General features: G+C 71.2%; 5 protein-coding genes and 1 pseudogene. 3 read left to right on the forward strand and 3 right to left on the reverse strand.

Annotated elements, in window-relative coordinates; translation table 11 throughout:
- Window positions 1-23 precede the first annotated feature (23 nt).
- The 3 genes from HG543_RS25585 to HG543_RS25595 form a co-directional block, all read right to left on the reverse strand.
- The gene (locus HG543_RS25585; RefSeq protein ID WP_169347474.1) at window positions 24-1,616 is read right to left on the reverse strand and encodes a serine hydrolase; all 1,593 of its coding nucleotides are present in this window, start codon (window positions 1,614-1,616) and stop codon (window positions 24-26) included.
- A 103-nt stretch (window positions 1,617-1,719) separates the two neighbouring features.
- Window positions 1,720-4,002 carry a glutamine amidotransferase gene (locus HG543_RS25590; RefSeq protein ID WP_169347475.1) on the reverse strand — a complete coding sequence of 761 codons (2,283 nt, stop codon included), beginning with the start codon at window positions 4,000-4,002 and terminating at the stop codon, window positions 1,720-1,722.
- Between the two features lie 27 nt (window positions 4,003-4,029).
- On the reverse strand, window positions 4,030-4,788 hold the full coding sequence (locus HG543_RS25595) for a DUF4159 domain-containing protein (protein ID WP_169347476.1): 759 nt from the start codon (window positions 4,786-4,788) through the stop codon (window positions 4,030-4,032).
- Between the two features lie 57 nt (window positions 4,789-4,845).
- Between HG543_RS25595 and HG543_RS25600 the strand changes: the two genes are divergently transcribed.
- From HG543_RS25600 to HG543_RS25610, 3 genes and pseudogenes are all read left to right on the forward strand, one after another.
- Window positions 4,846-5,109, forward strand: coding sequence for a molecular chaperone DnaJ (locus tag HG543_RS25600; protein WP_169347477.1), 264 nt, complete (start codon window positions 4,846-4,848; stop codon window positions 5,107-5,109).
- Window positions 5,110-5,184: 75 nt separating this feature from the next.
- Entirely contained in the window at window positions 5,185-5,898 is a 714-nt protein-coding gene (locus HG543_RS25605; protein WP_169347478.1) for a hypothetical protein, read from the forward strand.
- A gap of 91 nt (window positions 5,899-5,989) precedes the next feature.
- Window positions 5,990-6,889: pseudogene (locus HG543_RS25610) on the forward strand (DUF6250 domain-containing protein); the annotation flags it as partial.

The following is a 6,889-nucleotide window of genomic DNA, read 5'->3' on the forward strand; positions in this document are numbered from 1 at the left end:
GCGGCCTGGGCGCGGCGCTCGGCTCAAGGCACGGGCTTCGCCACGGCGCTCGTGGGCTCCTTCACCGGAGTGAAGCGCAGGTCCTGGAAGTCGTAGCTGAAGTCGGTGAGCGGCGACACGGGCTGCATCCGCATCTCACCGATGGCGCCGTCCGGCTTCAGCGCGAACGACACATACGCATCCGCGTTCAGCGAGCGCTCCTTCCAGCGCGCGATGAACGTGTCGTACTGCCAATGCTCCAGCTCCCCCGTGAGCTGCGGCGACCGGCTGAAGCGCAGCACCAGCTTCTCCCCTTCCTTCACGATGGCCACGTCCCCGTACCACGCGTCCCGGTACGTCCCCACGTAGGCCCCGGCCGGCAGCGACGGCTTCGACTGCGCGTTGCGCGCCGAGGCCGCCAGCCCCACCGCCGCGTTCGCCTTGGCCTCCCGCTCGGTGTCCTCCGCCTTGAACGCGGCGACCCAGTCCGTGGCCGGCGCGCCCAGGTATGCATCCAGCAGCGTCCACGTGGGCGCCTCGAAGCCGCCGCCCTCCTCCTGGTTCGTCAGCACGGCGATGCCCAGCTTCAGCTCCGGCACCAGCACCACGCGGGACAGGTAGCCCGGAAGTCCGCCCGTGTGCCCCACCAGCTTGAAGCCCCGGTAGTCGCGCAGCGTCCAGCCCAGCCCGTACGCGGAGAAGTTCGGGCGCAGCGAGGCCAGCGCCTTCGACGGCTCCTTGATGGGCATCACCGTCTGCGCGGACCACATCTCGCGCGACTGCTCCTCGCTGAAGAGGCGCTTCTTCCCCTCCGTGCCCGGAATCGCCCCACGCTCCAGCTGCGCGAGCATCCACCGCGCCAGGTCATTCACGCTGGAGTTGATGGCCGCCGCGGGCGCGTTGTTGTCGAAGGACATCGGCTGGATTGCTCCCAGCACCCCGTCCGACTTCGCGTGCGGAATGGCTACATTGGCGCCCGGCCGCAGCTCCTTCACGCTGGTGTTGCTGGCGCGCATGCCCAGCGGCTGGAAGATGCGCTCGCGCATGAAGGCGCTCCACGTCTTCCCGCTCGCCTTCTCGATGACCTTCCCCGCCACGAGGTAGAGGATGTTGTCGTACGCGTACTTGCTCCGGAAGCTGCTCGCCGGAGGGATGTGCCGCAGCTTCGCGACAATCTCGTCCTCGGTGAACGTGGAGCGCGGGAAGTAGAGCAAATCCCCCGCGCCCAGCCCCAACCCGCTGCGGTGCACGAGCAGGTCCCTCACCGTCAGCTCGCGCGTGACGTAGGGGTCATGCATCTGGAACGACGGCAGGTGGTCGATGACGCGGTCGTCCCACTTCAGCTTGCCCTCGTCCACGAGCATGGCCAGCGCCGCCGCGGTGAAGGCCTTGCTGTTGGAGGCGATGCCGAACAGCGTGTCCGCCGTCACCGGCGCGCGCTCGCCCAGCTTCCGCACGCCATAGCCCTTCGCCATCACCACCTTGCCGTCCTGCACGACGGCCACGGCGATGCCGGGCACCTCGAAGGTCTTCATCGTCCGTTCGACGACGGCGTCGATGTCGGCCTGGGCCGGCTGCTGAGCGAAGACAGGGGTGAACGAGAGGACGACGAGGAGAAGCGCGAGAGCGTGTCGCACGGAGGCTCCGGGTGGGAACAGGCGTCACGCCTGTCTACCGCACCCGGGCCCGCCGCTACAGCGACGGGCCTTCACGGCGCCATGACGCCGCGTGCCACCGCGCTCACACGTAGCCGAAGCGGCGCCGCGCGAACCACTCCGCGCCGAGCAGCGCGATGAGCGCCACCAGGTAGTACCAGCGGTCCCACAGCGGCTGGTCCTTGGCGCGGCCCACCTCCACCACCGGCGGGTCCAGGAGCGGCACGTCCGGCAGCCCATCCTGGGGCAGCTTGTACGACTTGCCCCCGGTGACCTTGGCGATCTGCTCCATCAGCTCCGGCCGCACCGACGCGTCCGACAGCTCCGGCCCCACGGCGCGCACCGCCACCGCGTCCTCGCCCGAGCCCAGGTCCGTCTCACCCTTCTTCGCCGAGGCCAGCAGCTTGTACGGGCCCGGCGCCGGAGGCGGAAACTCCAGCCGCACCACGCCGTCCGCCCCGGTGGTGCCCGTCTGCACCGCCACCGGCTTCTGCGTCGTCACGGAGAACAGCTCCACCCGCACCTGCGCGTCCTGCGCCGGCTGGTAGTCCGCCATCCGCGCCTGCACCACCACGCCCACCGGACGCCCCGGCTCCACCGACGGCGGGTCCGCCGTCACCTTCAGCGTCGTCAGGTCCGGGTCCCTCACCAGCCATCGCAGCGCGTTGCCCCAGAAGCGGTCATACGCGCGGTTGGGCGAGCCATCCCGGTGCGCCGCGAAGGCCCAGTACCAGGACGCGTCCGTGGCCATCACCATGGAGCGGCCCCGGCCGTAGTCCCACACCGCCACCAGCGGCGCGTTCTTCCCGTTCGCCGTCAGGTGCGGATGGTCCATCAGCACCGTGGCCCCGGGCCGCGCCGTCGTCAGGTTGGCGCCCGGAATGGGCGGCAGCTCCGCCCACGCGGCCTCGGTGCTCGCCGCGCCCGTGCCGATGGACGTCACCGGGTGGCGCAGCCCCTCCGGCGTCAGGCGGGGCGTGAAGGGCTCCGGGTTGGCCGGGCCGGCCGCCGCCACCGGCAGCGCCTCCATCAGCGTGGGCATCGTCGCCCGGCCCTCGCCCAGCACGCTGTCGCCGCCAATCATCACGAAGGCGCCGCCGTTGTGGATGTAGCGCTCCAGGTTGCGCTCGTACTCGGCGATGGACAGCGACGGGTCCGCGTGCCCGAAGTTCTGGAAGATGACGACGTCGAAGGTGTCCAGCTTCGTGTCGAAAATCTCCTCCATGGGGAACGGGATGAGCGACAGCTCGCGCTGGTCGTTCACCACGCCCGGGTCATCCGACAGCGTGCGGAGGATGTAGAAGGACACCAGGTCCACGTTGGCGTCCTGGCGCAAGAGGCCGCGCAGGTAGCGCTCGTCCCACGAGGGCCGGCCCACCACCAGCAGCACGCGCACGCGGTCGCGAATCACCTTCAGCGTGAAGGAGCGGCTGTTGTTGTCCGCCACCGCCTCGTCCGGGAAGGTGGGCACCGTCACCGTGTAGACGAAGCGCCCCGTCTGGTCCGGCGTGAAGGTGAAGGACACCGGCTTCACGTCGTCCGAGGACTCCAGGCGCACCGTCTTGCTCGCCACCGTCTTGCCTTCCTGGCTGAGCACCACCGGCACCTCGCGCCCGCTGAAGCCGCGGCCGTGGATCTCCACCTCCACGGTGAGCGAGTTGCGCACGAAGGCGAAGTCGTCGACCTTCAAGCCCTCCACCGCCAGGTCCTTCAGCGCCTCCTGGCCCACGGTGAAGGTGGAGACGGGCACGTTCAGGTCCGCCAGCGCCGCGCGCGCCCGGCCCACCACGCCCGCCTTCAGCTCCGTGTTGTCCGCGCCGTCGCTGAGCAGCAGCACGCCCGACAGCTTGCGAGAGCCCTGCCCCGCCCCCGCCGCCGAGCGCACCGCGGACAACAGGTCCGTGGTGCCCGCGCGCGCCGGCTCGTTCGCCAGCGACGCGGGCGTCACCGGCGCCAGTTCCGGGTCGAAGCCGTACATCTCCACCGTGAAGCGGTCCTGCAGGGCGGCGAACTGCGGCGCGGCGCGCTCCAGGAAGGCGGCCACCTGCGCGCTGCGCGTGGGGCCTCCGGGCTCCGAGGGGAAGCTCATGGAGGCGGAGCGGTCCACCAGCACCGCCACGCGGTTCTTCATGCGCGCCACCTGCAGGTGACGGATGCCGGGCTCCAGCAGGAAGAAGAGCGCGGCCACGCCCGCCCCGACCCGCAGGGCCCACAGGAGGATGCGACGGCCGCGCGAGGGCTCGCGGCGCACGCCCCAGGCGGCCAGCGCCACGCCCAGCACCAGGCCGAGGGCGAGCAGCACCAGCGCCCAGGCAGGCAGCGGGGAGAGGCTGACGAGCTTCCAGGCGTTGAAGGTGGGCGAATTCATCCAGGCTTTCGGCTGAGGGCCGGTGCTTCAGCGCCGCTTGTTGAGGATGAGCGGCAGGTGGACGGCGTCGTCCTTGTAGTCGAGACAGAGGGCGTACATGCAGATGTTGATGCCCATTCGCACGGCCAGCTCACGCTGGGGCTCGCCACCCGGGGACACGTCGAACTCGTAGTCGCCGGACTCGCTGCGGCTCCACGCCCCGGCCAGGTCGTTCTGCGAGTACAGCACCGCCGCCCGCTTGCCCAGCATGGCCCCCATCAACTGCGGCTTGTTGAGCAGCCGCCCCGGCGCCGAGTCCAGCAGGAAGAAGGACTTGAACACCACGTGGTTGGAGGGCACCGGCGCCAGCGGGTTCTGCGGCAGCACGCGCGCCATCTCCCGGCGGAACGAGCTGTCGAAGCCGTCCCCGTCGCTGCCGTCGTTGGCGTCCGCCAGCAGGAAGCCGCCGTAGGTGAGGTAGCGGCGCAGGTTGGCCACCTCCGCCTCGGTGAGCGCGGGGAAGCTCCCCTCGCCGCCGAAGTAGAGGAAGGGGTACTCGAAGAGCTCCGGCGAGCCGAGCGCGAAGGGGCGCGCGTCCGGCACCACCTCCACGGAGGTGCGGCGCTGCAGCTCCCAGGCAATGCGCCGCAGCCCGGACAGGCGCAAGTCCCAACGGCCGCCGTGGCGGGCGACCGCGGGGATGAAGCGGCTCTTCTCGCCGAAGGCGTCCGCCCGCCGGGACAGCAACGGGACGAGCGCGGCGGAGCCGAGCAGGAGGTTTCGACGCGTCAATCGCCGGGCGGACATGGAGCGTTTCTATATACCGTCGACGGGTGTTCGCATTCCCCGGTATAGAGGGGGCGCATGGCAAAAGGCGGACAGACGGCCCCGGAGCCCGGCTCGGCGGAAGTCCGGGCCGCCTGGGCCCGGAAGGAGGCCGGTGACGTGGCCGGCGCCCGGCGCGACGCCGAGCGCATCCTGGCGGGCAACCCCTCCCCCGAGGACCGGGCCGAGGCGGAGGAGCTGCTCCGGCGCACCTCCACCCCCCGTCACCTCTACGCCTACGCCCTGGTGGCCGCCGCCGTCTTCGTCGCGCTGCTGCTATTGACCCTGTCCCGGTACGCTTAAGCTGGGGCTCATGGCGTGGCCCTCCCGGCCCCGCGCGCGGCTTCGACGAAGCGAAGAAGCAAGGAGATGGAGCCCATGGAAGGCCTCCTCCAGGCCCTCAAGGCGTACCAGACGTTCAACCCCTCCGGCTGGGTGGGCATCTACCGGCTGCTGCCCATGTGGGGCGGCATCGTGTGCTGTGTCGTCGGGGTGACGCTGCTGCTGGCCGGCGGGGGCAGGCTGTTCCGCGTGCTGGCGGGCCCCATCGGCGCGGGCGTGGGCCTCATGTGGACCGGGGTCGTCGCCTCGAAGCTGGGCCTGTCCACGGAGATGATGGGCGGGCGGCTGCCCACCATCGTCGCGGCGGTGCTGCTCGCCCTGGGCTTCCTCTTCCCTCCGGCCATCACCTTCCTGGGGCTGGGTGTGCCGCTGGGCCTGCTCGCCGGGCAGATTGCCGGGCCCCCGGACTTCCTGCTGGGCTTCGCGCCGGGCTTCATCATCGGCGGGCTGATGGGCGCGCTGCTCCACCGGCAGGTCAGCGCCCTGGTCGCCTCGGCGGTGGGGGCCTGGGTGCTCGTCATCGGCGCGCTCGCGGCGCTGCACCAGTTCGGCGGGCTGGTGACGGCGGTGGCGAGCCGGCCCTGGGGCGTCATCGTCGCGGCGGGCCTCTTCGCCCTGGCGGGCGCGGTGTACCAGCTGGCGGTCCGCCCCACGCCCGAGCAGGCGGAGAAGGTCACCGCCGAGCGCGAGCGGCTGAAGCAGCGCCAGGCGGAGCAGCGGGCGCTCGAAAAACGGTGGGGGGTCAAGTAGCGGGCCCTACCCTCCTGGCCGTGCTTTACGTCCACCGGCCCGGGGCGTACATTCCGCCGCCTTTCCCCCCGGAATCCCCCCGTAAGGACTGATGGGCCAGGCCAGGCGCAAGGAGAAGGAGAAGCAGCAGGAAGCCCCCGCGGCGCCCGAACCCCGGCCGGAAGCTCCCGCTTCCGACGCGTGGGTGAAGCCCCAGGGACTGTCCCGCAAGGGGTGGGCCATGCTCGCTGGCCTCATCCTGGTGATGCAGTTTCCCCTCATCCACTACGCCCTGTTCCGCGGCCAGGCCGACGTGACGGCGAAGGTACCCTACAGCCAGGACTTCTCCGACCCGGCCGTGGTGAAGCGGGACTTCTTCACGACGGGCGGCTTCTGGCGCACGGTGCAGGGCGAGCTGCTCGCCCCGGGCGTGAAGGGCAACCCCCTGTGGCTCCAGGCCTCCCTGCCGGACGACGTGGCCGTCGAGTTCGACGTGCGCTCCGAGTTCCCGGAGGGCGACATCCGGGTGGAGATTTTCGGCAACGGCGTGGACCCGTCCTCGGGCTACATCCTGGTGCAGGGCGGGTGGAACAACTCCCTGTCCGTCATCGCCCGCCGGGACATGGGCGCGCCCTCGCTGGACGCGCTCCGCCGCCGCGCCGCCCGCGTCGCCGAGTCCAACGGCGGCCAGGGCGCGGACCTCGTGGCCACCGGCGTCTTCAAGCAGGACACCCAGGTGCGCGTGGAGGCGCGCGGCACCCCGGTGCAGGCCGGCCGCACCTACCACTGGCGCATCGAGCGCCGCGGCACGCTCCTGCGCTGGAGCGTGGACGGCGAGGTGATGCTGGAGCTGGACGACCCGTTCCCCCTCAAGGGCCCGGGCCATGACCGGCTCGGCCTGTCCGGCAACGAGTCCCAGATTTTCTTCGACAACCTGCGCGTGGACACGCCGGACCGGATGCCCGCCGCGGCCCCCAAGCCCCGTCTCTTATACACACCTCCGACCCCACGA

It is taken from the genome of Pyxidicoccus fallax (assembly GCF_012933655.1).
Lineage (GTDB): Bacteria > Myxococcota > Myxococcia > Myxococcales > Myxococcaceae > Myxococcus > Myxococcus fallax.